This is a genomic window from Pseudomonas abietaniphila, from assembly GCF_900100795.1.
In the GTDB taxonomy this organism is placed as follows: Bacteria; Pseudomonadota; Gammaproteobacteria; order Pseudomonadales; family Pseudomonadaceae; genus Aquipseudomonas; species Aquipseudomonas abietaniphila.
The window spans coordinates 255,557-282,232 of the sequence record NZ_FNCO01000009.1 but is presented as its reverse complement, the minus strand read 5'-3'; the positions used below and the strand labels follow the sequence as shown (position 1 = coordinate 282,232).

Here is a 26,676-nt window from a genome sequence, read left to right as displayed (position 1 = left end):
GCGAAGCCGCTGATTGAGTGTCCAGGATTGAAATAAGGAGAGATCCGATGCACGGAAATGGAATGTCCGGAGACTTGTTGCACCTGTGTGTTTATCTGTTGACCATCGTTGCCTGGTTGTACCTGTGGCTGACGTGTGTGTTCAGCGCAAAAGTGCCGTTCAAACGAAAACTGGGAACCCATGCGTTGCTGATCTTCGCACTGGGCGTGCCCAGTCTGGCGACTGTCATGGTAGGCGGCGCTTTTCTGCTGTTCGGGTTGGAGTACATCCTCTGGAGCCTGATGGTGGTCGGGGTCGGGTTTCCACTGGCCAGCGCCCAGATGGTTCGCGCTCACCGGATCTGACGACCGTGGGTCGCCCTTGAGCGCGCATTGCCTCATTGATCCGGCTTGAACGCGTCATGTGCACGCCCAGAAGCGCAATCGCTGATCAGGCGCGAGGTCAGGCGGTGCGCACACGACTGTGCGCGCGCACCGCAGCGACGTCAGAAAAACACTTTCACCAGCAAACTCGCGGTGTTCTGGTCGGTGTCGAAGTAACGGGTGTCGTTGATCCCGTACTTGTTGGTCCAGTAGTCATACTCGATACCCACGTACAACTGTCTTTCCGGCAGGTTCATCGCTTTGCCCAGGTCGTACTTGATTTGCGGATTGAAGTGCAGGTTGGAGTGGTAATCGCCTTTGGTGTTGGACTGCTTGTTGTCCACGACCCAGTCCATGAAACCGTCGATCAGGATGTCGGACTTGCCCACGGGAATGGTGTAGGACCAGACCGGGGTGATCTGCCAGGCGCCGTAGCCAGCACGATGACCGTCGTTATAACGCTTGTAGAAGTTCAGCTGGAAGTAGTCGAAGCCCGGGATGTTCAGGTCAAAGCCGGGACCGATCAGATACGACTCGACATCGCCTTCGCCAAACTCATACGTGCCCGCCAGCAACACGTCCTTGATCGGACCCAGCTCGAATTTCTGATCGAAGATCTTGCCCAGGGACAGGCGAGGGGAGAACTCGCCGTACAGGGTGTTATTGCCCACGCCCGCGTCTTTTTTGCCGTTGTAGAAGATGTTATCGACGAACAGGAAGTTGTCGCCGTATTTCCAGCCATCAGCATGTTCAAAAGTAAAGGTTTGCTGAATTTCCGGGTTGACGGCGAAGTCTTTGCCGTAAAGGTACGTCAGGCTGTTGCTCTGCCACTGCAACAGATCGCCGGACATGGCCGGAGCGGCGGCAAGCAGGCTACCTGCGGCCATCAGGCTGGAAAGCGTACGGTTCATGCGGTTACTCCCTAAGGTTGAAAGTCGTTGTTGCCCATGGTTGACGCTCTGTTCAGGCGCCTTTTTTTTGCTGATTAAGTTGTCTAATTGGTCAGCTTTGTGTTGATAGCAAGAGCTGAGCCAACACCCTGAAAAAAGACAAAAAAGTCTCGTCGGCTGTTTAGAAAACAGTCGATTCGCGGATTTCTTCGTGCCTTTTCGAGTGTGTTGAGACTGATCGGTAATCTGTCCGACCAGTCAGGATAAAGTCAGCGGTCGTTCCGGGCTGATTTCGAGCGGCGGCGGAGGATACTGACTCGCGCAGCCGTCCTCAAGTGCTCTGCGACAGAGCACCCGAGTCGAAAACAGGGCAGTGGGTTTAGTGCGAGTGTGCCGGCCCGGCCATGGCTGCGCGTTCGGCACCGCCTAGCACGTTGAACAGCAGGTTCAACAGCACTGCGCTCAGGGTCGCCATCGCGATGCCGCTGTGGGTGATCGGGCCCATCCAGTGAGGCAACTGGCTGAAAAACTCAGGCCGTACCACCGGGATCAGGCCCATGCCGATGCTCACCGCGACCAGCAACTGGTTGCGGCGATCAGAGATATCGGCTTCCTGAAGGATCTTGATACCCGTCGCCGCCACCATGCCAAACATCGCGATGGCTGCGCCGCCCAGGACTGCAGGCGGAATCGACGCCACCAGATACGCCGCTTTGGGCAGCAGGCTCAGGAGGATCAGGAAACCACCGGCGACGATGGTCACCGAGCGGCAACGCACGCCGGTCATCTGCACAAGGCCAATGTTCTGGGCGAACGAGGAGTGGGTGAAGGTGTTGAGGAAACCGGCGAGGAACGAGGCTGCGGCATCGCACAGCAAGCCGCGACGCAGCATGCCCGGTGTGACTTCGCGATCGGTGATCTTGCCCAGCGCCAGAAACATCCCGGTGGACTCGACGAAAATGATCACCACCACCAGGCACATCGAGAGGATCGGTGCGAGGCTGAACTGCGGCATGCCGAAGTGCAGCGGCGTGACCACTTTCATCCAGTCGGCCTGGGCCAGCCCGCTGAGGTCGACCATGCCGATGAAGCCGGAAAGGATGTAGCCCAGGCCCATGCCGATCAGCACCGAAATGTTGACCCAGAAACCGCGCATGAAGCGATTGATCAGCAGGATGGTCAGCAGCACGAGAGCAGCGACGCCCAGATAAAGCGGGTCGCCGAAGCTGACCGCTTTGTTGCCGCCGCCCGCCCAGTTCACCGCGACGGGAAACAGCGATAAACCGATCGAGGTGATGACGGTGCCGGTGACGAGCGGTGGAAAGAAGCGGACGATTTTCGACATGAACGGCGCGATCAGCATGCCGAAGAGCCCGGCCGCGATGGTTGCGCCGAAGATACCCGGCAAGCCCACGCCCGGCATGCCTGCCATGGCGACCATGCTGCCGACGGCGGCGAAGCTGGCGCCCATCATGATCGGCATGCGAATGCCCAGTGGGCCGATGCCCAGCGACTGCACCACGGTGGCGATGCCGGCGACGAGCAGGTCAGCGTTGATCAAAAAGGCGATTTCTTCACGGGAGAGGCCAGCGGCCTGGCCGATGATCAGCGGCACCGCCACGGCACCCCCGTACATCAACAGGACGTGTTGCAGGCCCACCAGAATCAGTTGCATCAGTGGCAGGGGCTGTCGTGGTGGCGCAGCAGGGATGCGCGCGTGAGTTGACTCGGACATGCAACACCTCATTTGTTCTTATTTTTTGAGTACGCCCGTTGCGGCTGGGCGGTGAAACGTTGGTTGAGCACATTCTCTGTAGGAGCGAGGCTTGTCCCGCGATCGGCGACGAAGTCGTCGTAACGGCAGCGATGCCGTTTTTCCAGATACACCGCGTTCACCGAATTCACGACTGCTTCGCAGCCGATCGCGGGACAAGCCACGCTCCTACACTGGGCGCGTGGCTCGGCCGCTTAATTCGTCTGCGCCCCCTTATCAATCCACTGCCCCAGCAGGTCGCGTTCCTGTTGAGTCATCTGGGTGATGTTGCCCAGCGGCATGATCTGCGCGGTCACGGCCTGGGCCTGGATGCGCGGCGCCAGTTGCTGGATCTGTTGCGGGGTGTCGAACATGATCCCGGCCGGTGCGCTGCTGAACAGCGGGCTGGTCGGTTTGGCCGAGTGGCAGACCGCGCAGCGCTCCTGAATCACGCTGTGCACCTTGTCGAAATCCACGCCGCCGCCGTTGCTGGCCTGTGCAGGTGCTGTGGCCGGAGCAGGGGCAGGCGCAACTTCCGGTTTTGGTTCATCGGCACGGTGACCGCCAATCGCCGTGGCAGGCAGCGGCTGGTATTCGATCCTGGCGACCTCCGGACCACGCGGCATTTGCGCAGGACCGGTCACGTAAGCCAGGCAGATCATGCCCAATGCGCCGACCGGCAATGCCCAGGCAAACTTGTGGCTGTTGTGACGGGTGTTGAAGTAGTGACGCACCAGCACCGCACACACCGCGATCGCCGCCAGAATCAGCCAGTTGTACTGACTGCCGTAGGTGCTCGGGAAGTGGTTGCTGATCATGATGAACAGCACCGGCAGGGTGAAATAGTTGTTGTGACGCGAACGCAGCAGGCCTTTGGCTGGCAGCGTCGGATCCGGCGTGCGGTTTTCGGCAATCGCCGCGACCAATGCGCGCTGCGCCGGCATGATGATGCGGAACACGTTGCCGACCATGATGGTGCCGATGATCGCGCCGGTGTGCAGGTACGCACCTCGACCGCTGAACACCTGGCTGAAGCCGTAGCACGCGCCGATGACCAGCACGAACAGCACCAGACCCAGCAGCCCGGGACGCTTGCCCAGTGGCGAGTCGCAGAGCAGGTCATAGATGAACCAGCTGGCAACCAACGCACCGACGCCGATGGCGATGCCTTCGCCGCCGCTCAGTGTGCTGCCGGGGGCCAGCAGGTAAAGGGTAGGGTTGGAATAGAACACGATGCACAGCAGCACGATGCCCGACATCCAGGTCCAGTAGGCTTCCCATTTGAACCAGTGCAGGTTGTCCGGCATGGTCGGCGGGGCCAGCTTGTATTTTTCCAGGTGGTAGATACCGCCACCGTGGATCGCCCACAGATCCCCCGAAAGCCCGTCGCGCGGGTTGGCGCGGTTGAGGTTGTTCTCCAGCCAGACGAAGTAAAAGGACGCGCCGATCCAGGCGATCCCGACGATCATGTGAATCCAGCGCACGCCCAGATTCAGCCATTCCATCAGATGTGCAGCCACAGTCTTTACCGTTAGTCTTCCGCCACTTAACGAGCGGTCAGACCCTCATTATTTTTGGGGATCGAGAATCATCTTCTGACTCTCTTCGAAGAAATGCTCATCGCAGTTATTGCCACTGCCACTGCGATCAACCACCAGGAAGTCATCCCGCTTTTCGATCGTCAGCACCGGGTGGTGCCAGACGCCGCGATGGTAATTAACACCCTGCCTGCCATTGGAAATGAAGGCGCGGGTCAACTCTGGCTCAGGTACATCGCCAAATGGCGCGACCACGACCAGAAAAGGGTTGCCTAGCAGCGGAATGAAAGCCTGGCTGCCCAGCGGATGGCGCTCCAGCATGCTGACGGTCAATGGCATGTCCAGCGCGTCGGCGCGGAAGATGCTGATGATCGCCTGGTCGTCCGGGGTGGCCGTTTCCACGGTCGCCAGACGATGAAAGCGCATGGTCGAGCCGTTGTTGATCATGAAATGATCGCTGCCATCGGTTTCGATGACATCACCGAAAGGGGCGAAGGCTTCTTTGGTCAACGGCTCGATAGTCAGTGTGCGCATGCGGGTTCTTCTTTCTCGAAATTCGTAAATGAAAACACAGCAATTTTTGTCTTTACGCGATCTTCTGTAGGAGCGCGGCTTGTCCCGCGATCGGCGACGCAGTCGTCGTAAATCCGAGAAATGCGGTCGGTCTGATACACCGAATTTGCCGGTATCACTGCCGCTTCGCGACAGATCGCGGGACAAGCCACGCTCCTACAGACTCAGCATTACTTCGCGACCTTACCCAACACGCGCAACCGGCTCACACCGCCGTCCGGGAAAACGTTCAGGCGGATGTGGGTGATCGGGCCCAGGCTTTTGATCTGCTCGACGAAGCTATGCTCGGCGTGCATCTCCAGTTTCTGGCTTGGCAGCAGTTCGCGCCAGAACAGGCTCTGGGTTTCGATCTGGCTGTCGGTGCCACCTTTGACGTAGGCGCCCTGAATCGAGCAGCTGTCCGGGTAGTTGCCTTTGAAGTGCAGGGTGTCGACGACAATCTGCTCGACTTCACCGGCATGACCCAGGGCCACGATGACCCAGTCGTTGCCAGGCGTGCGACGACGTGCCGTTTCCCAGCCGTCGCCCATGTTCACGCCACGGCCCGGGTTGAGGATGTTGCTCATGCGGCCGAAGTGCTCGTCGGAGCAGGCCAGTGCGCGTCCGCCATTGAGCGCCGCGGCCAGATCGACCTGTTCGTTGTCACCCACCGCCGACCAGTCGCGGTGCGGCACGCCGTACACGCGCAGACGCGCCACGCCGCCGTCCGGGTAGATGTTGAACCGCAGGTGGCTGTAGGCCTTGGTGTCGCTGATTTCGTGGTAGTGATGGCTGTCGCCTTTGAGCTCCACGGCGGGCAGCACTTCGGTCCACTCGGTGCTTTCGTCTGGCTCGCCCGAGGCCAGGAAGCAGGCTTCCAGCGAGGCCGATGGCGGGTAGTTACCGGTGAAGTACGAGGTGTCGATGTCCACACCTTTGATCGAACCGGCCACGCCCAGGCGAATCACCGCGCTGTCATAACCTTCGAAGCGCTTGCGGCGCGATTCCCAGCCGTCCATCCACTTGCCGTTGTCATCGAACACGCCTTCTTTCCATACGGCCGGGGTCGGCTGGAACAGGCGGTTGGCATCGGCGAACCAGTCGTCGGTGACGGAAATGATTTTGGTGCCCAGACGGGCGTCGGCAAGGTTGACGAATTTTTCGAAGGGTACGGCGTAAGCTTTCATTATTGTCTGCCTCTGGTAGTGGGCGTGGGGATGGTCACGGCTCAAAGGGTCTGCAAACGGAACATCGCGATCTTGTTGATTTCGGCCAGCGCGCACGCGAACTCGACGTCGGGCGAGTTGTGAATGCGCGTCTCGAACGCCGCGAGGATCTGATGCCGGTTGCTGCCTTTTACCGCCATGATGAAGGGGAACGCGAACGTGGCCTTGTAGGCGTCGTTCAGCTCGGTGAAGCGTGCGAACTCTTCAGCCGTGCATTGGTGGATACCGGCGCCAGCCTGTTCATTTGTGCTGGCTTCGGTCAGTTGGCCTTGCACGGCGGCTTTGCCGGCAAGATCCGGGTGAGCGTTGATCAGTGCCAGTTGCGTGGCGTGATCGGCGCTCAACAGGATGTCGCTCATACGGGCGTGCAGCGTCTCGATGTCGTCCAGATCGCTGCCTTGCCCCAGGTCGTAGGCCTTTTCGGCGACCCAGGGCGAGTGCTCGTAGATGTCGGCGAAGGCTTTTACAAAGTCTTCGCGGCTCAGGGAAGAAGGTGTCAGGGTCTGGAAGCGGCTCATTTTACGTCTCCCTTGAAGGGATGAACGTCATGCCAATGGCGAGCGATTTCGACGCGACGGGCAAACCACACCTGCTCATGGCCTTTGACGTATTCAAGGAAACGCTGCAGCGAAGCGAGGCGGGCAGGGCGGCCGATCAGGCGGCAGTGCAGACCGATCGACAGCATTTTCGGTGCGTCGGCGCCTTCGGCGTACAGCACGTCGAACGCGTCCTTCAGGTAATCGAAAAAGTCGTCACCCTTGTTGAAGCCTTGCACCTGGGTGAAGCGCATGTCGTTGGTGTCCAGCGTGTAGGGAATCACCAGGTGAGGCTTGCCGGTCGGGTTGTTGGGTTCCCAGTACGGCAGGTCGTCGTCGTAGGTGTCGCAGTCATAAAGAAAACCGCCTTCTTCCATCACCAGCCGACGGGTGTTGGGGCCGGTGCGACCGGTGTACCAGCCCAGCGGGCGTTCGCCGGTGAGCTCGGTGAGGATGCGGATCGCTTCGAGCATGTGCTCGCGTTCCTGCGCCTCGTCCATGTTCTGATAGTCGATCCAGCGGTAACCGTGGCTGCAGATCTCGTGACCGGCTTCAACCATCGCGCGGATGACGTCCGGGTGGCGCTGCGCGGCCATGGCCACGGCGAAGATCGTCAACGGGATGTCGAATTGCTTGAACAGCTTGAGGATGCGCCACACACCGGCACGGCTGCCGTATTCGTACAGCGACTCCATGCTCATGTTGCGCTGGCCTTGCAGCGGTTGCGCCGCGACCATTTCGGACAGGAACGCTTCGGATTCCTTGTCGCCGTGCAGAATGTTGCGCTCGCCGCCTTCCTCGTAGTTGAGTACGAACGACAGCGCGATCCGGGCATTGCCTGGCCAGTGTGGGTGGGGCGGGTTACTGCCGTAACCGATCAGGTCGCGTGGATAGTCGGCGCTCACTGCAATCTTCCTTATCTACGTGTTGTCTGTGGCAGGGCCTTCGTTGAATCATCAGGCCGCCGCTGCGATGGGTAGATTGTATACAACTTTATTTCGGATTTGTAAGCCTGTTTTTTCGCTTTTTCTGTGCCGTACGTCACTGCAAGAAACTTGCCTGAGTGGTCAGGATCCGTGGAAAAACCCTAATACTTTCCGAGATGCCCGTGAATTCGGGCGTGTCGGTAGTCGAGCGGCGCTCGCGTCATAAAATCTGTTTTTTATTGTGTACAATATTTTTGAAAAGTGTCTTAATCGGTCATCGGTCGCACCCGAGGGATTGCCATCACGGCACCAAATGGGTGCGGCTCCTCGACATCCAACCACCAATGAGGCACTGACACGCCATGGGACGACTGACCACACACGTACTGGACGCCGCGCACGGCTGCCCCGGCAGCGGAATCCGGATTGCCCTGTACAGGGTCGAAGGCGAGCGCCTTGAGAAAGTCGCCGAAGCGCTGACCAACAGCGACGGCCGCTGCGACGCCCCCTTGTTACAGGGCGATGATTACCGTTCAGGTGTCTACCAGCTGCAATTCAGCGCGGGGGACTACTACCGCGCCAAAGGCGTCAAGCTGGGTGATCAAGCCTTTCTGGATGAAGTCGTGCTGCGCTTCGGCATCGATGCCGCTCAGGACCACTACCATGTGCCTCTGCTGATTTCTCCTTACAGCTATTCGACCTATCGCGGCAGCTAGCCATCCCGTTTCACCCGCTTCACTGCTTTGCCCCTGTTCCTCTTGCCCGCCCCACACTGCGGGCTTTTTTTCGTCTGGTGAAAACGGTGCTGACGCTTCATGACTGTAGGAGCGTGGCTTGTCCCGCGATCGGCTGCGCAGCAGTCGTAAACTCATATGCATTGGCAATATCTGATAGGCGCATTCACATGTTTTACGACGACTGCGTCGCCGATCGCGGGACAAGCCACGCTCCTACAAGGGCGAGGCGTGTGCGGCATCAATGACTGATCAACGCCGCCGTCCCCGCCGTACCAAACAGCCCGGCGCTGATACGGTTGAACCAGCTCTGACCCTTGCCGGTGCGCAGGTAACGCGCCGCGCTCTGGGCGCTGAGGCCGTAGAACAGCTTGCAGGCCAGGTCGAGCAGGGTCCAGGTGATGATCATCGTGATCAGTTGCCCGAGGAAGGGTTGGTCGGCCTTGAGGAACTGCGGCAGAAAAGCGGCGAAGAACAGAATGTCTTTGGGGTTACTGCCGCCGAGTACGAAGGCGCGCCAGAACAGTGAGCCGAACCCTGGAAGACTGATCGCGCCAGGCACGTCGGCGCCTGTTGCGGGCTGGCGTGATTGTTTCCAGCTTTGCCAGGCCAGATAGAACAGGTACAGCCCGCCGACGATCTTCAGCGCGCTGAACACCTGTTCCGACGCCATCAGCAAGGCGCCCAAGCCCAGCGCCGACGCACTGAGCAGGCAGACCGAGGCGCAGACCCCGCCGAGAAACGCCGGGTAAGAACGCAGCAGGCCATAGTTGAGGCTGTTGCCAATCATCAGCAGCGACAGCGGTCCCGGGATCAGAATCACCACCAGCGCAGCGCCGCTGAACAGCAGCCAGGTTTCCAGGGTCATGCGGGTTTCTCCTTGTTGAACATCAGAAAAGCAAAAACGCCTTTCGGCGTTGATGTAGAACCCTTGTAGGAGCGCGCTTGCCCGCGATTGCGTTCTTTCGGTCACCAGATCCCTGGCTGAGATGACGCATCGCGGGCAAGCGCGCTCCTACATTTGGGTATTCATACGGGCTTACAAAAACACAAACTTGGCAATGAAGATCGCACACAGCGCCCAAAGGCTCACTGAAATCTCTTTGTGTCGCCCGGTGCAGGCTTTCAGCACCACGTAGGTGATGAAGCCCAGCGCAATCCCGTCAGCGACCGAGAACGTCAGCGGCATCATGATCGCGGTCACGATGGCGGGGATCGCGTCGGTCGCCTCGTCCCATTCGATGTGCGCCATGCCGCCCATCATCAACATCGCCACGTAGATCAATGCCCCGGCGGTCGCATAAGCGGGAATCATGCCAGCCAGCGGCGCGAAGAACATCGCGGCGACGAACAAGACACCGACCGTCACCGCGGTCAGGCCAGTACGACCACCGGCGGCCACACCCGAAGCACTTTCCACATAGCTGGTGACCGGCGGCACACCGACCATCGCGCCGAACACGCTTGAGGCGCTGTCGGCCTTGAGGGCGCGGGACAGGTTCTCGATGCGGCCGTCGTCATTGACCAGACCTGCGCGCTGGGCCACGCCCATCAACGTGCCTGCGGTGTCGAACATGTGCACGAAGAGGAAGGCCAGGACCACGCTGATCATGCTGACGTTGAACACGCCTGCGACGTCCATCGCCATCCAGGTGGGCGCCAGGCTCGGCGGGGTCGAAAAGATGCCGTTGTAATGCACCAGCCCCAGGCCCCAGCCCGCCAGCGTCACGGTAATGATGCTGATCAGGATCGCACCGAACACGCGGTGATAACTGAGCACGGCAATCATCAGGAAGCAGATGGCGGCCAGCAACGGGCCAGGCTCACGCAGCGAACCCAGCTTGATCAATGTTGCAGGGCTGTCGACCACGATGCCCGCAGTCTTCAGGCCGATCAGCCCGAGGAACAGGCCGACACCGGCGCCCATGGCAAAGCGCAGGCTCACCGGGATGCTGTTGAGCAGCCATTCACGAATGCGCGACAGGGTCAGGACCATGAAGATCAGCCCCGAGATGAACACCGCGCCCAGCGCCGTTTGCCAGCTGTAGCCCATGGTGCCGACCACGGTGTAGGTAAAGAATGCGTTCAGGCCCATGCCTGGCGCCAGGCCGACGGGCCAGTTGGCGTAAAGGCCCATCAACAGGCAACCCAGCGCGGCAGCGATGCAGGTGGCCACGAAGGCAGCACCATGATCGATACCGGCGTCGGCCATGATGTTCGGGTTGACGAAGATGATGTAAGCCATGGTGATGAAGGTCGTCAGCCCCGCCAGCAGCTCGGTTTTGACCGTCGTGCCATGCAGGCTCAACTTGAAGATGCGTTCAAGCAGACCTGTTCGCGGCGGCATGCTTTTGAGATCGTTGGCTTCAAGTTGAGTGGCATCCAGCGGCGCGGCTTCGGTTTTGCGACTTTCCACAGTGAATTCCTCGGAACGTTTTTGTTGTTTTTTTCAGAGCCGGTAACTGCTCCGTGAGGCGACTTGACCTGTCAGTGTGATTTGTTGACTGAAAGGTCAGAAACGTGCACGAGCGAATTATGCTTTTGTATACAAAAATTGCAAATAATGTTTTTGGTTTTGTCGTGAGTATTTTCGGGATTGTGTGCATAACGGCTTGATGAGCAGAAGCGTGTTCAGACTTTGCACACTGTGTACAATGCGCCATTACTTTTACTGTGACTTTTGGGCGATATCTGCTATTGATTTGCTCATTACCGATCACGGTCACGGCCCCGCGCCGGATTCAGTTCTTACGAGTGCCCATGAACGATCAGCTGCAACCCCTCAAGAAACAACCGCGCGCCGCCAAGGCTGGCCGCAGCGGCACCCAGGACGACATCGTCTACGCGCACATCTTCGAGGCCATCCTCGAGCAGCGGCTGGCGCCCGGCACCAAGCTGAGCGAAGAAGCGCTGGGCGAGATCTTCGGGGTCAGCCGCACCATCATCCGTCGTGCCTTGTCGCGCCTGGCCCATGAAGGGGTCGTGTTGCTGCGTCCGAACCGTGGCGCGGTGGTCGCGAGCCCAAGCGTTGAAGAGGCACGTCAGGTGTTCTTCGCTCGCCGCATGGTCGAGAAGGCGATCACGGAACTCGCCGTCGAGCATGCGACGGCCGAGCAGCTCACTGAACTGCGCAAGATGGTCAGTGACGAGCGCGACAGTTTTTCCAGGGGCGATCGCGGGGCGGGCATTCGTCTGTCCGGCGAGTTTCACCTGAAACTGGCAGAGGCGGCGAAGAATGCGCCGCTGATCAGCTTCCAGCGCAGCCTGGTGTCCCAGACATCGCTGATCATCGCCCAGTACGAAAGCGGCAACCGCTCGCACTGTTCCTACGATGAGCACACCCAACTGATCGACGCCATCGAATCCCGCGACGCGGCGCTGGCGGTGAACCTGATGATGCACCACATGGACCACATCGACAGCAAGCTCAACCTCGACGAAGAAAGCGCGTCGGACGACCTGCACGCGGTGTTCTCGCACCTGATGCTGCCGAAGAAGAAAGCGGGGCGCAGCACGTCGGTTTGATGGAGTTTGATCGTTCCCACGCTCCGCGTGGGAATGCATCCCTGGACGCTCCGCGTCCAAAGTCGACGCAGAGCGCCGAGAAAGGCGCTACCACGCAGAGCGTGGGAGCGATCAGAAAGGGCGCGCTCATGACACCAGGCTTCGAGCCTCAGCGCTTATGCACCAAAACCCCCGCCGAATACGTCTCGCTGACCGTCCTGTCATCCCCCAGCGTCATCAGCACGAACAACTTCTCTTCAATACTGGTCGCCTGTTTCATGCGATAGGACAGCAGCGGCGTGGCGTTGAAGTCCAGCACCACGAAGTCGGCCTCGGTGCCTTCATGCAGGTTGCCGATCTTGTCTTCCAGACGCAGCGCTCGCGCACCGCCGAGCGTCGCCAGGTACAGCGACTTGAACGGGCTCAGCTTGGCGCCTTGCAGTTGCATCACCTTGTACGCCTCGTTCAGCGTCTGCAGGATCGAGAAGCTGGTGCCGCCGCCGACGTCGGTGCCCAGGCCGACATTGACCTTGTGCCGCTCGGCCATCGGCAGGTTGAACAGCCCGCTGCCGAGGAAGAAGTTGGACGTGGGGCAGAAGGCGATGGCCGAGCCGGTTTCCGCCAGGCGCTCGCATTCCTGATCACACAGATGCACCCCGTGCGCGAACACCGAGCGCTCGCCCAATAGCTTGAAATGGTCGTAGACGTCCAGGTAGTTCTTGCGCTCTGGAAACAACGCTTTGACCCATTCGACTTCCTTCAGGTTTTCGCTGATGTGGGTCTGCATGTACAGGTCCGGATACTCGGTCAGCAGTTGGCCCGCAAGGGTGAGCTGCTCCGGTGTACTGGTCGGCGCAAAGCGCGGCGTGACGGCGTAATGCAAGCGACCCTTGCCGTGCCAGCGCTCGATCAGCGCCTTGCTGTCGACGTAACTGGACTCGGCGGTGTCCACCAGATAATCCGGGGCATTGCGGTCCATCATCACCTTGCCGGCGATCATGCGCAGGTTGAGCTTCTCGGCGGCGGTGAAGAATGCGTCCACCGATTCCTTGTGACGGCTGCCGAACACCAGCGCAGTGGTGGTGCCGTTGCGCAGCAGTTCCTTGATGAAAATATCGGACACTTCAGCAGCGTGGCCAGGGTCGGCAAACTGCCGCTCGACCGGGAAGACGTAAGTGTTGAGCCAGTCCAGCAACTGTTCGCCATAAGAGCCGACCATGCCGGTCTGCGGCAGATGGATGTGGGTGTCGATGAAGCCGGCGGTGATCAGCGCATCTGTGTAGGTCACCACTTCGACGTCGCTGGCGAGGCTGCCAAGGAGGTCTCGGGTGTGGCCGACGGCCGTGATTTTGCCGTTCTCGACCACCATCAGGCCGTCTTCGAAATACTCGTAGGAGGCTTCGACGACTACCTCGGCAGGGTCGGCGATGCTGTGGACGATGGCGGCGCGGTAAGCTTTCTTTTCAATAGTCATGTTCAGGATTCGTTCGTCTTAATTCATTGAGCCTGACTGCGGCGCGAGACCGGCAGCAGCTTGGCAACAGGTTCGGCGCTCGAGCCTTGCTCGCCGCTCTCCATGCCAAAGCAGGCGTTGTAGGTGGCAATCACTTCTGCGGCGACCGAGACCGCAATCTCTATCGGCAGCTTGCCCTTCACCTCGGCCAGGCCCATCGGGCAGCGCATGCGCTGAACCAGGGCCGGATCGAAGCCGCGATCACGCAGGCGGTGTTCGAATTTTGCGCGTTTGGTTTTCGAGCCGATCAGGCCGAACCAGGTGAAGTCGCCGCGTTTGAGGATCGCGGCGGTGAGCTCCAGGTCCAGTTGATGGTTGTGGGTCATGACGATGCAATAACTGCCAGCGGGCAGATTGTCCACTTCATCGACGACCTCCTCGTTGACGATTTTGGTCACACCTTCAGGCAGTTGCGCTGGGAACTCGGCATCCCGCGAGTCGATCCAGCGCACGCGACACGGCAGGCTGGCGAGCAGCGGCACCAGCGCGCGGCCGACATGACCTGCGCCGAAGACTGCGATCTGCGCGTGTGGCTGGCCCATCGGTTCGAACAGCAAGACGTTCACGCCGCCACAGCACTGACCCAGGCTGGCACCCAGGCTGAAGCGCTCCAGCCGCGTTTGCTGGCTGCCGCTGTCGAGCATTTCACGGGCAATCGCCATGGCCTTGTATTCCAGATGGCCGCCGCCAATGGTGTCGTAGATCCGCTCGGCGCTGACCACCATCTTCGAGCCTGCATTGCGCGGCGTTGAGCCACGCTCCTCGATGATGGTCACCAGCACGCAGGCTTCACCCTGGGTTTGCAACTCGGCGAGGGCGCTGATCCAGTTGTTCATGTGTTTCTCCTGATCACCTGTGTGGCAGATCAAAAATTCTGGTTGTCCTTTCGGGCGTCATCGCGAGCAAGCTCACGCCTACAAGGGACCGTGTTCCTACTGTAGGAGTGAGCTTGCTCGCGATAGGGCGGTGCGGACACCCCAACAATCCCGGCAAACTACGTCGGTCCTTCTGGCCAATCGCGAATGAATTCGCTCCCACAGGTTTACCGCGTACCTCCTGTGGGAGCGGATTCATCCGCGATGGCGTCGGTCCAGACGACAGTCTGTTAGACCGGCGAAACCGTCAGCTCATGGGCCACGCCTTCCGCTTCCGGCGCTGCGGCCTTCAACTGGCGCATCTGCTCGCAGCCCCACAGCACGCGCTCCGGTGTTGCCGGTGCGTCGATCTTTGGCTGATGGCGGTAATCGCCCAGGCTCGCCACCGCATCCTTGATCGCACACCACGCCGCGATTCCCAGCATGAACGGCGGTTCACCCACGGCCTTGGAGTGGAACACCGTGTCTTCGGGGTTCTTGCGGTTTTCCACCAGTTTTACGCGCAGGTCTGCTGGCATGTCTGCCACCGCCGGGATCTTGTAGCCGGCCGGACCGTTGGTCATCAGCTTGCCTTTGGCGTTCCACACCAGTTCTTCGGTGGTCAACCAGCCCATGCCTTGAATGTAGCCGCCCTCGACCTGACCGATGTCGATCGCCGGGTTCAGCGAGGCGCCGACGTCATGCAGGATGTCGGTGCGCAGCATTTTGTACTCGCCGGTCAGTGTGTCGACGATCACCTCGGTGCACGCCGCGCCAAAGGCGAAATAGTAGAACGGCCGGCCGCGTGCCTGACTGCGGTCGTAGTAGATCTTCGGCGTTTTGTAATAGCCGGTGCTCGACAGCGACACCTGCCCCATCCATGCCTGCTGCGCCAGGGTGTCGAAGCTGATCACCTGCTCGCCGACGCGCACGTGGCCGTTGCGGAACTCGACCTGCGACGCTTCGCACTGATAGTGTTTTGCCGCGAACTCGATCAGCCGTTGCTTGATGGTTTCGGCTGCATTCTGTGCCGCCTTGCCGTTCAGGTCCGCGCCGCTGGACGCTGCGGTGGGCGAGGTGTTCGGCACTTTGTCCGTGTTGGTCGCAGTGATCTGCACGCGGTCAATGCTGACCTGAAACACTTCCGCCACGACCTGCGCGACCTTGGTGTTCAAGCCTTGGCCCATCTCGGTACCGCCATGGTTCAGGTGAATGCTCCCATCGGTGTAAATGTGGATCAGCGCACCGGCCTGATTGAGGAAGCTGGCGGTGAAGGAAATGCCGAATTTTACCGGGGTCAGCGCCAGGCCTTTCTTGAGGATCGGGCTGTTGGCGTTGTAGGCCATGATCGCCTTGCGACGCTCCGCGTACTGACTGCTTTCTTCCAGTTCGGCGGTCATCTCTTCAAGCATGTTGTGCTCGACGGTCTGATAGTAGTGCGTGACGTTGCGCTCGGTCTTGCCGTAGTAGTTGGCCTTGCGCACGGCCAGCGGATCCTTGCCCAGATGCCGGGCAATCGCGTCCATCACTTCTTCGATGGCGACCATGCCCTGCGGGCCGCCGAAGCCGCGGTAGGCCGTATTGGAAGCAGTGTTGGTCTTGCAGCGATGGCCGTTGATGGTGGCATCGCCCAGGTAGTACGAGTTGTCGGCGTGGAACATCGCCCGGTCGACGATCGAGGCCGACAGGTCAGGGGAGCAGCCGCAATTGCCCGCCAGCTCCAGCTGAATCCCGTGCAGACGGCCGTCGTTGTCGAAGCCCACGTCGTACTCGACGTAGAAGGGGTGGCGCTTGCCGGTCATCATCATGTCTTCGACGCGCGGCAGGCGCATCTTGGTCGGCTGACCGGTGAGCCGCGCCACCACGGCGCACAGGCAGGCAGGGCTCGCCGCTTGGGTTTCTTTGCCACCGAAACCGCCGCCCATGCGACGCATGTCTACGACCACCTTGTTCATCGACACGTCGAGCACTTCGGCGACGAGCTTCTGTACTTCGGTCGGGTTTTGCGTGGAGCAGTAAACGATCATGCCGCCATCTTCGGTCGGCATCACCGAGGAGATTTGCGTCTCCAGGTAGAAGTGTTCCTGGCCGCCGATGTGCAGCGTGCCTTGAATGCGGTTCGGCGCGGTTTCCAGCGCCCCGGCTGAATCGCCGCGTTGATGGGTGTGGCTGTCGAGCACGAAATGCTTCTTGCGGTAAGCCTCGACCACGTCGAGCACCGGCTCCAGATCCTCGTATTCGATGATCGCGGCCATCGCTGCTTTGCGCGCGGTTTCGTGGTCGCGCGCCGCCACGGCAATCACCGGTTGACCGACGAACTCGACGGTGTCGATGGCCAGCAGCGGGTCGCCGGGCAGCAACGGACCGATGTCTTTCAGGCCGGGAATGTCTTCGTGAGTAATCGCGATGCGCACGCCTTCGAAGTCGTAGCACGGCGAGACGTCAACGCTGACGATTCGCGCGTGCGCCCGGTCGGACATCCGCGCATAGACGTGCAGCTGATTGGGAAACTCCAGCCGGTCATCGATGTAGATCGCTTCGCCCGACACATGCTTGTCGGCGCTGTCGTGCTTGACGCTGCGGCCAACGCCGGTGGTGAGGTCCTGCTGGAACAGGGCGACCAGTTCTTCTTGAGTCTTTTGGGGAGCGTGATTAGACATATGCAGTCACCCGAGTCTCGATGTGTGGCGTTTGCAGCTCGATGAAGTATTTGCGCAGCAGGTTCTGCGCGCTCAGCAGGCGGTATTCCTTGGTGGCGCGGAAATCCGAGAGCGGCGTGAAGTCTTTTTCCAGCGCAGCACAGGCGCGCTCAATGGTGGCCGACGTCCAGGGCTGACCGATCAATGCCTGTTCGCAGTTCGCGGCACGTTTGGGAATCGCCGCCATGCCGCCGAATGCCGCGCGGGCGTCGACGATGGCGCCATTCTCGACCTGCAGGCGAAAGGCTGCGCACACCGCCGAGATGTCGTCATCCAGACGTTTGGACACTTTATAGGCGCGGAAGGCCTGTTTGGCATTGGCCTTGGGCACGATGATCTTCTCGATGAACTCGCTTTCCTGACGTGCGGTCACGCGGTAATCGATGAAGTAATCTTCCAGCGCCAGGGTGCGAGACGTGTCGCCTTTGCGCAGGACGATCTTCGCGCCCAGTGCGATCAGCAGGGGAGGCGAGTCGCCAATTGGCGAGGCATTGCCGATATTGCCGCCCAACGTGCCCTGATTGCGGATCTGCAACGATGCAAAACGGTGCAGCAGTTCGCCGAAATCCGGGTATTGGCTGCTCAGCGCTTCGTAGCAATCGGTCAGTGCGGTGGCGGCGCCGATCTCGATACGGTCGTCGAAGTGTTCGATCTTCTTCATCTCGGCGACGTTGCCGACGTAGATCATCACCGGTAATGGACGATGGAACTGCGTGACTTCCAGCGCCAGGTCGGTGCCGCCGGCCAGCAAGCGTGCCTGAGGGTACGAATCGTAGAGGTCGGCGAGGTCCGCGACGGTCATCGGCACCAGGCAGCGTTTGTCGCCGCTGTTCAGCTCGGCGGTTTCCTGCGGTTTGATGGCTTTCAGGCGGCCGATGGTCTGCGCCTGGCGGGTGTCGAACTGGTCGGGCTGACGGCGGCTGCAGCTCTGTTCGGCGGCGGCCAGAATCGGGCGATAGCCGGTGCAGCGACAGAGGTTGCCGGCCAGGGCTTCATGGGCCTGAGCGTGTTTGACCTGAGTCGAGTCCGCCTCGTTGCTGTTCTTCTGCAAGGCAAACAGCGACATCACGAAACCCGGGGTACAGAACCCGCATTGCGAACCGTGGCACTCGACCATGGCCTTTTGCACGCTGTGCAGTTCGCCCTGGTGCTTGAGGTCTTCGACGCTGATCAGCTGTTTGCCATGCAGCGATGCCACGAAGGTCAGGCACGAATTGAGACTGCGATAGCTCAGGTGATCCTGACCGTCGTCATCGGTGGTCAGCTCGCCCACCACCACGGTGCAGGCGCCGCAGTCGCCGCTGGCGCAGCCTTCCTTGGTGCCGGATTTGTGCAAATGCTCACGCAGATAGTTGAGCACCGTCATGTTGGGGTCCAGAGCATGCTCGGTTTTCAGCTCTTGGTTCAGCAAAAACTGGATCACGGGTCGCGCCTCGTCTTCTTGTAATGGATAGCGATCTTGGAAAGGTATAACGGAATCTGTCATTGAACCTGTCGATGAATCTATCAGTTCTGACTATTGGGTCAATTAAATTCTGACCTTTAAGTCAAGAAAACGGCTTTTCCGCTGGCTGGCCGATTAACGGCAACATGACCTTGCAATAAAACGGTGTGGAGACGCTCAAAGTTTTGCTTATTTCGTGCCAGTTTCCGTGCATATGGCCCTGCGCCACAGGTATCCAGTGCGATACACTGCGCCGCTTGTGTGCAGCTATTGGATTTAAAGGAAAGACATGACGTTCAAGGCACCGGACAGCCTCGCTGAGCAGATCGCTCACCACCTCGCCGAGCGGATCATTCGCGGCGAGCTCAAGCCAGGGGAGCGGATTCAGGAGCAGAAGGTCACTGCTGCACTCAACGTCAGCCGCGGCTCGGTGCGTGAAGCGCTGCTGATCCTCGAGCGTCGGCACCTCATCGTGATCCTGCCGCGCCGTGGCGCCCAGGTGTCGGTGCTCACGCCGCATAACGTCACCAGCCTTTGCGCACTGATGAGCGAGCTGTACATCCTGCTCGGCCTCGCGGTGGCCAAAAGCTGGACGGAAGAACTCGAACTGGCGCCTTTCCTGCAGATCCAGCAGCGTCTGATCGCCAGTTGTGAACGACAGGATGTGAAGAGCTTCGTCGAGGACAGTTTCAACGTGATGCGCGCGGCGTATCCGTTTGCCAACAACCCGTACCTGGAAGAGACCGTCGAGAATCTGCAGCCGTCCATGAGCCGTTTCTACTATCTCGCGCTGGAACAACGGCAGGCCGAGATGAGCGAATACCTGACCCTGTTCGGTCAGTTGCTCGAAGCGGTGGTTGCACGAGATCTGGCGCGCATTCGCGCCGTGCTGACCCGCTACGCCGAGCGCAGCTGCCAGTCGATCCTGTCTGCCCTGGCGGCCAGCTGATCCATGCGCCTTAAATGCATCAGGCTGGCGGGGTTCAAGTCGTTCGTCGACCCGACGACGGTGAACTTCCCCAGCAACATGGCGGCCGTGGTCGGCCCCAATGGATGCGGCAAATCCAACATCATCGACGCGGTGCGCTGGGTCATGGGCGAAAGCTCGGCCAAGAACCTGCGCGGCGAGTCGATGACCGACGTCATTTTCAACGGTTCCACCAGCCGTAAACCGGTCAGTCAGGCCAGCATCGAGCTGGTGTTCGACAACTCGGACAGCACCCTGGTCGGCGAATATGCCAGCTACGCGGAAATTTCCATTCGCCGCAAAGTGACCCGCGACAGCCAGAACAGCTACTACCTGAACGGCACCAAGTGCCGTCGTCGGGACATCACCGACATCTTCCTCGGCACCGGCCTTGGCCCACGCAGCTATTCGATCATCGAGCAGGGCATGATCTCCAAGCTGATCGAAGCCAAGCCTGAGGACCTGCGCAACTTCATCGAAGAAGCAGCGGGCATTTCCAAGTACAAGGAACGCCGTCGCGACACCGAAAACCGCATCCGCCGCACCCACGAAAACCTCGCGCGCCTGACCGACCTGCGCGACGAGCTGGGTCGTCAGCTGGAGCGCCTGCAGCGTCAGGCGCAGGCCGCCGAAAAGTATCAGGAATATAAAGCCGAAGAACGGCAGCTCAAGGCACAGCTGTCGGCGTTGCGCTGGCAGGCCCTGAACGAACAGGTCGCCCAGCGCGAATCGGTCATCGGCACTCAGGAAATCGGTTTCGAATCCCTCGTGGCCGATCAGCGCAGCGCCGATGCCTTGATCGAGCGTCTGCGTGACGGCCATCACGACCTGTCCGAACGGTTCAACCTGGTGCAGGGCCGCTTCTATTCGGTGGGCGGTGATATCGCGCGCGTCGAGCAGAGCATTCAGCACGGTCAGCAGCGCTTGCGTCAGTTGCAGGACGACCTGCGCGAAGCCGAACGTGCGCGGCAGGAAACCGAATCGCACCTGGGCCATGACCGCACCTTGCTGGCGACCCTCGGCGAAGAGCTGGAGATGCTCGAGCCCGAGCAGGAAATGACCCTCGCCGCCGCCGAGGAATCCGCCGCATCGCTGGAAGAGGCCGAAGCCTCGATGCACAGCTGGCAGGAGAAGTGGGATGCCTTCAACCTGACTTCCGCCGAGCCTCGGCGCCAAGCCGAGGTTCAGCAGTCGCGCATCCAGCAACTGGAAACCAGCATGGAGCGGCTGGCCGAGCGTCAGCGCCGTTTGGGCGAAGAACGTCAGCTGCTGGCCGCCGATCCTGAAGACGCCGCCATTCTTGAGCTCACTGAAGACCTCGCTGCACGTGAGATGGCCTTCGAGGAACTGACGGCTGAAGAAGAACAGCTGATCGAACGCCTTGAGGCGCTGCGCCTGGAACTGCAACAGGCCACGCAATCCCAGCAAAAGGCGCAGGGTGATCTGCAACGCCTGAACGGGCGTATCGCGTCGCTGGAAGCGTTGCAACAGGCGGCGCTCGATCCCGGCACCGGCACCGCCGAGTGGCTGCGCGATCAACAGCTCAGCGAACGCCCGCGTCTGGCCGAGGGCCTGCGCGTCGAAGCAGGTTGGGAGCTGGCGGTGGAAACCGTGCTCGGTGCCGATTTGCACGCGGTCTTGGTGGACGACTTCTCAGGGCTTGATCTCGCCGGTTTCAGTCAGGGCGATTTACGTCTGGTAAGTCCGGCCGCAGACAAGACGCGCATTCCCGGCAGCCTGCTGGACAAGGTGGACACGCAGGTCGACCTGACCCATTGGCTGGGGCAGGTCAGGCCGGTCGAAACCCTGGACGATGCGTTGTCGCTGCGTGCACAACTGAGTGCCGGACAGAGCCTGATCAGCCGTGACGGCTACTGGGTCGGTCGGGATTTCCTGCGGGTTCGTCGTGCCAGCGAAGCCGAGAGCGGTGTGTTGGCGCGGGGTCAGGAACTGCAGCGTCTGGCGCTTGAACGTGAAGAGCGCGAAGCGACCCTCGCGGCGCTGGAAGAACAACTGCTGACGCAGCGCGAGCAGCAACGGTTGCAGGAAGGCAATCGCGAGCAACTGCGCCGTCGTCTGCAAGATGAAACCCGTCAGCAAAGCGAACTCAAGGCGCAACTGTCCGCGGCCAGAGCCAAGGTCGAGCAGTTGACCTTGCGCCGCACGCGGCTGGATGAAGAACTCACCGAACTGGGTGAGCAGCGCGCCATCGAGCAGGAAAGTCTCGGTGAGTCGCGGCTGCAATTGCAGGAAGCCCTGGACAGCATGGCGCTGGACACCGAGCAACGCGAGTTGCTGCTGGCCCAGCGTGACAGCCTGCGTGAACGGCTCGACCGGGTGCGTCAGGAGGCGCGTCAGCACAAGGACCACGCCAACCAGCTGGCCGTGCGGCTCAGCTCGCTACGGGCACAGCACGACTCAACGCGGCAGGCGCTGGAGCGTCTGGAAATGCAGTCCGAACGGCTGACCGAAAAACGCGAGCAGTTGAACCTCAACCTGGAGGAGGGCGAGGCGCCCCTTGAGGAGCTGCGCCTGAAGCTCGAAGAGTTGCTGGAAAAACGCATGGTGGTCGACGACGAAATGCGCACTGCCAAAAACGCGCTCGAAGACGCCGACCGTGAGCTGCGCGATGCCGAGAAACGCAGGACTCAGGCCGAGCAGCAGTCACAACTGTTGCGTGGACAGCTGGAGCAGCAGCGCCTCGAATGGCAGTCACTGACCGTGCGCCGCAAGGCCCTGCAGGAGCAACTGCACGAAGACGGCTACGATCTGAATGGTGTCCTGGCGACGCTGACGCCCGAGGCGAGCGAGAAAGAAGCCGAGGAAGAGCTGGGGCGTATCGATGCCCGTATTCAGCGTCTGGGTGCGATCAACCTCGCGGCCATCGACGAGTACCAGCAGCAGTCCGAGCGCAAGCGTTATCTGGATGCTCAGGACGCTGACCTGGTGGAAGCGCTGGAGACGCTGGAAAACGTGATCCGCAAGATCGACAAAGAGACCCGTAATCGCTTTAAAGAGACCTTTGATCAGATAAACAGCGGAATTCAGGCACTTTTTCCAAAAGTTTTCGGTGGTGGCAGCGCTTACTTGGAACTGACGGGCGAAGATTTACTCGATACAGGAGTGACGATCATGGCGCGTCCCCCGGGCAAGAAGAACAGCACGATCCATTTGCTGTCCGGTGGCGAAAAAGCCCTGACCGCATTGGCGCTGGTTTTTGCCATTTTCAAACTCAACCCGGCACCGTTCTGCATGCTCGACGAGGTCGACGCGCCGCTGGACGACGCCAACGTGGGTCGCTACGCCCGACTGGTCAAGGAGATGTCGCAAACCGTGCAGTTCATCTACATCACCCACAACAAGATCGCCATGGAAATGGCTGATCAGTTGATGGGCGTCACCATGCATGAGCCTGGGTGTTCGCGCCTTGTGGCCGTTGACGTAGAGGAGGCGATGGCGCTGGTGGATGCGTAGCGGACTGCCACGCGGTCAAACAGATTAACGAGGGAAAAGTGGCGCTTCGAAGGCACGGCACAGGAATAACTGTCGTAGCGGTACAGATGCTCGCGACATGCAGATGTAACAGACGGTGTAAAGTTACCTTTGGTCGTGCTAGCTTAATGTCCACTTTTTCATTTTGCGTGGGTAAAAGGCCATTCAGAACATAGAGTTGGCTCCACGTTTTAAAGGGGTTTACGCCCTTAATTTTCAGAATTTTCATTAGAGGCACGGGATTACATGGAAATCGGTCTGCGAGAGTGGCTGATCGTCATCGGCATCATTGTCATTGCCGGTATTCTTTTTGACGGCTGGCGCCGGATGCGCGGCGGTAAAGGCAAGTTGAAATTCAGGCTGGACCGCAGTTTCTCAAACCTGCCGGACGACGAAGAAGGCTCGTCCGCCGAGGTATTGGGCCCTGCACGTGTCCTAGACACCCAGAAAGAACCGCAGCTCGACGAGCATGACCTGCCCGCCATGAGCGCGGCCCGCGAGCGGCCGGAACGCCCCGAGCGCGAAAGCAAACGCAACAAGCGCAAGGATGAGCCGCAGCAGGGCGACCTGAATCTGGATGTCGACGGCCCGAGCCTGTTCAGCGCCCGCGACGACGATTTCCCGGACGACAAGCCGACTCAGCGCATCACCGAAGATAAGGATCTGCCGCCGGTCGAAGAAGTGCTGGTGATCAGCGTGATCTCCCGCGACGAAAGTGGCTTCAAAGGTCCTGCGTTGCTGCAGAACATTCTGGAAAGCGGCCTGCGTTTCGGCGAAATGGACATTTTCCATCGCCACGAGAGCATGGCCGGCAACGGTGAAGTGCTGTTCTCCATGGCCAACGCGGTCAAGCCGGGCGTATTTGACCTGGACGACATCGACCATTTCACTACCCGTGCAGTGAGTTTCTTCCTGGGTCTGCCGGGTCCGCGCCATCCGAAGCAGGCGTTCGATGTGATGGTGGCCGCTGCTCGCAAGCTCGCTCACGAGTTGAACGGTGAATTGAAAGACGATCAGCGCAGTGTCATGACCGCGCAGACCATTGAGCACTACCGCCAGCGCATCGTCGAATTCGAACGCCGCGCCCTGACTCAGCGTCGTTGATAGGGCTAACGGGTCCTTATGACCAATGAGGACCCACTGTGGGAGCGAATTCATTCGCGAAAAATGCTTCAGGCGATATAGCTCTGTCGGCTGTACGCCCGCCTCGCGAATGAATTCGCTCCCACAGAGAGCAGTGTGGCGCCGTGATTGCGCGGCAGCACCATGAATTGAGCAGCTCCGGCTGCTCTTTTGCATTCTGAGAGAACACCGTATGAAAGCCGCCGAAACCCGAATCCTGGAACTGCGCGCAGAGCTGGACCTTCACAACTACCGCTACCACGTTCTCGACGAGCCGAGCATTCCGGACGTTGAATACGACCGGCTGTTCCACGAACTCAAGGCGCTGGAAGCTGAAAATCCGCATCTGGTCACGCCGGATTCGCCCACGCAGCGGGTCGGCAGTGCGGCGCTGTCGGCGTTCACTCAGGTGCGTCATGAAATCCCCATGCTCAGCCTGGGCAACGCCTTCGAAGAGACCGACATGCATGAGTTCGACCGGCGTGTCACCGAAGGTCTGGACTTGCCAAACGACGGGTTGTTCGCAGAAAAGGTCGAATACAGCTGCGAGCCCAAGCTTGATGGTCTGGCGGTGAGCTTGCTGTACCAGAACGGCGCATTGGTCCGGGGTGCCACGCGTGGCGATGGCACGACCGGCGAAGACATCAGCGTCAACGTGCGCACCGTGCGCAATATCCCACTCAAGCTGCACGGCGAAGGCTGGCCGGAAACCCTCGAAGTGCGCGGCGAGGTGTTCATGTCCAAGGCGGGCTTCGACCGCCTCAACGAAAGCCAGCTGGAAGTCGGCGGCAAGACCTTCGCCAACCCGCGCAATGCCGCTGCGGGCAGCCTGCGCCAGCTGGACTCGAAGATCACCGCCAACCGGCCGCTGGAGTTCTGCTGCTACGGCATCGGCCAGGTTTCACACGACATTTCCGACACCCACATCGGCAACCTGAAGCAACTGAAAGCGTGGGGCATGCCCATCAGTCGCGAGCTGAAGGCGGCCGCCGGCATTGAAGACTGCCTGAAGTACTACCACGACATTGGCGAGCGTCGCCTGTCGCTGCCGTATGAAATCGACGGCGTGGTGTTCAAGGTCAACAGCATCGCCGCGCAGCGCGAACTGGGTTTCCGCGCTCGCGAGCCGCGCTGGGCCATTGCGCACAAATTCCCGGCCATGGAAGAGCTGACCGAGCTGCTCGACGTGGAATTTCAGGTCGGCCGTACCGGCGCCGTAACCCCGGTCGCGCGTTTGAAACCGGTCAAGGTCGCTGGCGTGACGGTCGCCAATGCCACGCTGCATAACATGGACGAAGTGGCGCGCCTGGGCCTGATGATCGGTGACACCGTGATCATCCGCCGTGCCGGTGACGTGATCCCGCAAGTCGTGCAAGTGGTGCTTGAACGGCGTCCTGACAACGCGCGCAAGGTCGAGATCCCGCAGACCTGCCCGGTTTGCGGCTCGCAGGTCGAGCGCACGCAACTGATCAAGCGCAGTAAAGGCAAGGAAACCGTCAGCGAGGGCGCGGTGTATCGCTGCGTCGGGCGGCTGGCGTGTGGCGCGCAACTCAAGCAGGCGATCATCCACTACGTGTCCCGTCGTGCGATGGACATCGAAGGCCTGGGCGACAAGACCATCGAGCAGTTGGTGGACGAAAAGCTCATCGGTTCGCCCGCCGATCTCTACAAGCTCGAATACGACCAGATCATCGAGCTGGAAGGCTTCGCCGATATTTCCAGCAAGAAGCTGCTGAAGGCCATCGACGACAGCAAGACGCCAACGCTGGCGCGCTTCATCTACGCACTGGGCATTCCCGATGTGGGTGAAGAAACCGCCAAGGTACTGGCCCGGTCTCTGGGGTCGCTGGACAAGGTCAAGGTTGCGCTGCCGGAAGTGCTCACCTACCTGCCGGACATCGGCCTGGAGGTCGCCCACGAGATTCACAGTTTCTTTGAAGACGACCACAACCAGAACGTCATTGGCGCGCTGCTGGGCGAATGCAAAATGCAACTGCAGGACACGGGCGATCTGGGCGCCGAGTTCGCCGCCAGCGCGACGCTGGGTGGCATGCTCGACAAACTGAACATCCCTTCCATCGGGCCGGGCGGCGCACAGAAACTGGCGGACAAGTTCGGCACGCTGGAAGGCGTGGTCAAGGCCGACTGGCTGGACATGCGCCAGACCTTGCCGGAAAAGCAGGCGCAGTCTGTCAGAGCGTTCTTCGATGTTCCGGAAAACGCCGAGCGCGCGCTCAAGATCGAACAGCAGCTCAAAGACTTCGGCATGCACTGGCAGAATGAGAAGAAGGTGGTGGAAGGCTTGCCGCTGACCGGCCAGACCTGGGTGCTGACCGGTTCGCTGGAGCTGATGAGCCGCGACGTAGCCAAGGAAAAGCTCGAAAGCCTTGGTGCTAAGGTGTCGGGCTCGGTGTCAGCCAAGACCCACACGGTGGTCGCAGGGCCGGGGGCGGGCTCCAAGTTGACCAAGGCCAATGAGCTGGGTTTGAAGGTGCTGGATGAAGAAGCGTTCGTGGCGTTTCTCAAGCAGCATGATATTTCGGTGGAGTAAGCCGCTCCTGCAG

Annotated in this window: 20 protein-coding genes; 7 read left to right on the top strand and 13 right to left on the bottom strand. The window is 60.3% G+C overall.

Annotated elements, in window-relative coordinates; all coding sequences use genetic code 11:
* Positions 1–62: 62 nt before the first annotated feature.
* Positions 63–344, top strand: a complete 282-nt coding sequence (locus tag BLS87_RS18985; RefSeq protein ID WP_074754440.1) for a hypothetical protein — start codon at positions 63–65, stop codon at positions 342–344.
* Positions 345–484: 140 nt separating this feature from the next.
* On the opposite strand, the gene BLS87_RS18980 is transcribed toward BLS87_RS18985, so the two are convergent.
* From BLS87_RS18980 to puuE, 7 genes are all read right to left on the bottom strand, one after another.
* On the bottom strand, positions 485–1,273 hold the full coding sequence (locus BLS87_RS18980; RefSeq protein ID WP_074754438.1) for an outer membrane protein OmpK: 789 nt from the start codon (positions 1,271–1,273) through the stop codon (positions 485–487).
* A 358-nt stretch (positions 1,274–1,631) separates the two neighbouring features.
* Entirely contained in the window at positions 1,632–2,987 is a 1,356-nt protein-coding gene (locus tag BLS87_RS18975; protein WP_074754436.1) for a nucleobase:cation symporter-2 family protein, read from the bottom strand.
* Positions 2,988–3,220: 233 nt separating this feature from the next.
* Positions 3,221–4,525, bottom strand: a complete 1,305-nt coding sequence (locus tag BLS87_RS18970; protein ID WP_074754435.1) for a urate hydroxylase PuuD — start codon at positions 4,523–4,525, stop codon at positions 3,221–3,223.
* A 48-nt stretch (positions 4,526–4,573) separates the two neighbouring features.
* Positions 4,574–5,077 (bottom strand): ureidoglycolate lyase, encoded by a 504-nt coding sequence (locus BLS87_RS18965; protein WP_074754433.1) that lies wholly within the window; start codon positions 5,075–5,077, stop codon positions 4,574–4,576.
* Positions 5,078–5,286: 209 nt separating this feature from the next.
* Entirely contained in the window at positions 5,287–6,282 is a 996-nt protein-coding gene (gene alc / locus BLS87_RS18960) for an allantoicase (RefSeq protein WP_074754431.1), read from the bottom strand.
* 41 nt (positions 6,283–6,323) lie between these two features.
* Positions 6,324–6,839, bottom strand: a complete 516-nt coding sequence (gene uraD / locus BLS87_RS18955; protein ID WP_074754429.1) for a 2-oxo-4-hydroxy-4-carboxy-5-ureidoimidazoline decarboxylase — start codon at positions 6,837–6,839, stop codon at positions 6,324–6,326.
* Positions 6,836–7,762 (bottom strand): allantoinase PuuE, encoded by a 927-nt coding sequence (puuE, locus tag BLS87_RS18950; protein WP_074754427.1) that lies wholly within the window; start codon positions 7,760–7,762, stop codon positions 6,836–6,838. Before puuE ends, uraD begins: the two co-directional genes overlap by 4 nt.
* Before the next feature lie 383 nt (positions 7,763–8,145).
* Between puuE and uraH the strand changes: the two genes are divergently transcribed.
* Complete coding sequence (gene uraH, locus BLS87_RS18945) at positions 8,146–8,499, top strand: hydroxyisourate hydrolase (protein WP_074754425.1); 354 nt, start codon at positions 8,146–8,148, stop codon at positions 8,497–8,499.
* A gap of 259 nt (positions 8,500–8,758) precedes the next feature.
* On the opposite strand, the gene BLS87_RS18940 is transcribed toward uraH, so the two are convergent.
* Entirely contained in the window at positions 8,759–9,385 is a 627-nt protein-coding gene (locus tag BLS87_RS18940) for a LysE family translocator (RefSeq protein ID WP_074754423.1), read from the bottom strand.
* Positions 9,386–9,556: 171 nt separating this feature from the next.
* Positions 9,557–10,864 carry an NCS2 family permease gene (locus tag BLS87_RS18935; protein WP_143024422.1) on the bottom strand — a complete coding sequence of 436 codons (1,308 nt, stop codon included), beginning with the start codon at positions 10,862–10,864 and terminating at the stop codon, positions 9,557–9,559.
* A 413-nt stretch (positions 10,865–11,277) separates the two neighbouring features.
* Here BLS87_RS18935 and BLS87_RS18930 point away from each other — a divergent pair, with 413 nt between their 5' ends.
* A complete protein-coding gene (locus BLS87_RS18930; RefSeq protein ID WP_074754419.1) occupies positions 11,278–12,042 on the top strand; it encodes a GntR family transcriptional regulator in 765 nt (254 codons plus the stop codon).
* A 148-nt stretch (positions 12,043–12,190) separates the two neighbouring features.
* Here BLS87_RS18930 and guaD read toward each other — a convergent pair whose 3' ends face one another.
* The 4 genes from guaD to xdhA form a co-directional block, all read right to left on the bottom strand.
* Entirely contained in the window at positions 12,191–13,495 is a 1,305-nt protein-coding gene (guaD, locus tag BLS87_RS18925; RefSeq protein WP_074754416.1) for a guanine deaminase, read from the bottom strand.
* A 23-nt stretch (positions 13,496–13,518) separates the two neighbouring features.
* The gene (gene xdhC, locus BLS87_RS18920; protein WP_074754414.1) at positions 13,519–14,370 is read right to left on the bottom strand and encodes a xanthine dehydrogenase accessory protein XdhC; all 852 of its coding nucleotides are present in this window, start codon (positions 14,368–14,370) and stop codon (positions 13,519–13,521) included.
* Positions 14,371–14,639: 269 nt separating this feature from the next.
* A complete protein-coding gene (gene xdhB, locus BLS87_RS18915) occupies positions 14,640–17,048 on the bottom strand; it encodes a xanthine dehydrogenase molybdopterin binding subunit (RefSeq protein ID WP_074754412.1) in 2,409 nt (802 codons plus the stop codon).
* Entirely contained in the window at positions 17,041–18,510 is a 1,470-nt protein-coding gene (gene xdhA / locus BLS87_RS18910; RefSeq protein ID WP_074754410.1) for a xanthine dehydrogenase small subunit, read from the bottom strand. Before xdhA ends, xdhB begins: the two co-directional genes overlap by 8 nt.
* 310 nt (positions 18,511–18,820) lie before the next feature.
* On the opposite strand from xdhA, the gene BLS87_RS18905 reads away from it, so the two are divergent.
* From BLS87_RS18905 to ligA, 4 genes are all read left to right on the top strand, one after another.
* On the top strand, positions 18,821–19,480 hold the full coding sequence (locus tag BLS87_RS18905) for a GntR family transcriptional regulator (RefSeq protein ID WP_074754409.1): 660 nt from the start codon (positions 18,821–18,823) through the stop codon (positions 19,478–19,480).
* A 3-nt stretch (positions 19,481–19,483) separates the two neighbouring features.
* The gene (smc, locus tag BLS87_RS18900; protein ID WP_074754408.1) at positions 19,484–22,972 is read left to right on the top strand and encodes a chromosome segregation protein SMC; all 3,489 of its coding nucleotides are present in this window, start codon (positions 19,484–19,486) and stop codon (positions 22,970–22,972) included.
* A gap of 264 nt (positions 22,973–23,236) precedes the next feature.
* On the top strand, positions 23,237–24,094 hold the full coding sequence (gene zipA / locus BLS87_RS18895) for a cell division protein ZipA (RefSeq protein ID WP_074754407.1): 858 nt from the start codon (positions 23,237–23,239) through the stop codon (positions 24,092–24,094).
* A 211-nt stretch (positions 24,095–24,305) separates the two neighbouring features.
* Positions 24,306–26,663 carry an NAD-dependent DNA ligase LigA gene (gene ligA, locus BLS87_RS18890; RefSeq protein WP_074754405.1) on the top strand — a complete coding sequence of 786 codons (2,358 nt, stop codon included), beginning with the start codon at positions 24,306–24,308 and terminating at the stop codon, positions 26,661–26,663.
* Positions 26,664–26,676 lie beyond the last annotated feature (13 nt).